The sequence below is a fragment of the Streptomyces sp. NPDC059900 genome, assembly GCF_050270335.1.
Taxonomy (GTDB): Bacteria; Actinomycetota; Actinomycetes; order Streptomycetales; family Streptomycetaceae; genus Streptomyces.
In genome coordinates this window covers 1-1,806 of the sequence record NZ_JBNNJZ010000995.1, presented here as the reverse complement: position 1 = coordinate 1,806, position 1,806 = coordinate 1, and the positions used below count along the sequence as shown (strand labels likewise).

The 1,806-nt window shown below is 68.8% G+C and carries 2 protein-coding genes; one reads left to right on the top strand and one right to left on the bottom strand.

Translation table 11 applies throughout. From position 1 onward, the window contains the following. Window positions 1-28: 28 nt before the first annotated feature. Window positions 29-841: an SAM-dependent methyltransferase gene (locus ACQKIP_RS46575; protein WP_365864997.1), complete on the bottom strand. Its 813-nt coding sequence runs from the start codon at window positions 839-841 to the stop codon at window positions 29-31. A 291-nt stretch (window positions 842-1,132) separates the two neighbouring features. Between ACQKIP_RS46575 and ACQKIP_RS46570 the strand changes: the two genes are divergently transcribed. Further along, window positions 1,133-1,806 (top strand): carbohydrate binding domain-containing protein (locus ACQKIP_RS46570; protein ID WP_427745776.1); only part of this gene is annotated, 674 nt, incomplete at its 3' end.

Sequence of the window (1,806 nt, the reverse complement as noted above, 5' to 3'; positions counted from 1 at the left end):
CACCACAGCCGGGCAGTCCCGGCGCGGGTCAGGGTTTGCGGGCCAGCGCACCGAACTGCGGGAGCACGGGAGCGGAGTCGGGCTCGGCGCGCCATTGGGAGCACGACACCAGGCCGGGAGTGACGACCTCCAGGCCGTCGAAGAAGGAGCTGATCTCCGCGCGGGTGCGGGCGGTGATCGGCGGGGTGGCGTTCTCGTTCCAGAACCGCATGGCCTCGACGTTGCCCTCGCCGCCCAGGTCGGTGTCGGTGGTGGGGTGGGTCAGGACGAGATAGCTGCCGGATGCGACGGAGGCCATGATCCGGCGCACGATGTCGCGTGCCTCGCCGGTGTCGAGGACGAAGTTGAGGATGCCCAGCATCATGACCGCGACGGGTCGGTCGAGGTCGAGGGTTGCCGATGCGCCCTCGATGACACCGTCCGGGTCGCGGACATCGGTGTCGATGTAGTCGGTGGCGCCAAGCGTGCTCCCGGTCAGCAGGCTGCGCGCGTGGAGCAGCACGAGGGGGTCGTTGTCGACGTAGACGATCCGGGATTCGGGTGCGATCCGCTGGGCGATCTCGTGGGTGTTGTCGAGGGTCGGCAGGCCGGTTCCGATGTCCAGGAACTGCCGTATCGCACAGTCGTCGGTCAGGAAGCGGACGGTGCGGCCCAGGAACTGGCGGTCGGCGCGCGCCACGTCCCGGATCACCGGGAACATCGTGGCGACCTGGTCGCCCACTTGCTGGTCGACTTCGTAGTTGTCCTTCCCGCCGATCCAGTAGTTCCACACGCGCGCGTTGTGCGCGACTGCGGTGTTCAGCCTGCCCGGCACGGCTGTCGGGTGCTGGCTCTCACTCACGTCTTCCCCTTTTGCGGTGACGGATTTGCGGCGTCGGATTGCTGGTCATTGTGGTGTACGCGGATCACGGCGTCCGGGGATTGGGAGTTCCCGCGGGGGCGGTCGCCGTGGAGTACGGCAGCGCTCCGAACTCCGGGGCGGTCACCGGATTCCGGGGGGCTCCGTCTGTTGTGCGGACGGCAGGTTTCGCCAGAGGTCTTGACAACCTGATTGGTCTGGACCAGCTTTGCGCACAGTAGCGGTGGCCACCGGCTCTCACCTTCGTCCTTCGCTTCTCCCAGGAGGCATTCCGTGGACCGTGTACGTAAGGGCAGACCCGGCGTTCGCCGGAGGATCGGCGCGGCGCTCGCCGTCGGTGCGGCCGCCGCGCTCGCCGTCACCGCGCTCGCGGCGCCCGCGCAGTCGGCGGACACCAAGGCGGCCGAGGCCGCGGCAGCGGACGTCAACGTCGCCAAGAACGCCGGGTTCGAGTCGGACCTGAGCAACTGGACGTGTGCCGCCGGCAGCGGCACCGCGGTGACGTCCCCCGTGCACGGCGGCACGAAAGCGCTCAAGGCCACCCCCGAGGGCCAGAACAACGCCGAGTGCTCCCAGATCGTCAAGGTCAAGCCCAACTCGACGTACAAGCTCAGCAGTTGGGTGCAGGGCTCCTACGTCTACCTGGGCGCCCGCGGCACCGGCACCACCGATGTGTCGACCTGGACGCCGGGCAGCTCGTCCTGGCAGCAGCTCTCCACCAGCTTCACCACCGGCGCCAACACCACGTCGGTCACCGTCTACACGCACGGCTGGTACGGACAGAGCGCCTACTTCGCCGACGACATCAGCGTCCTGGGACCCGACGGAGGCGGCGGCACCGACCCGGTGGAGATACCCGCCGTACCCACGGGCCTCGCCGCGGGCACTGCGACATCCACGTCGATCGACCTGTCCTGGACCCCGGTCTCCACGGCCATCGGATACAC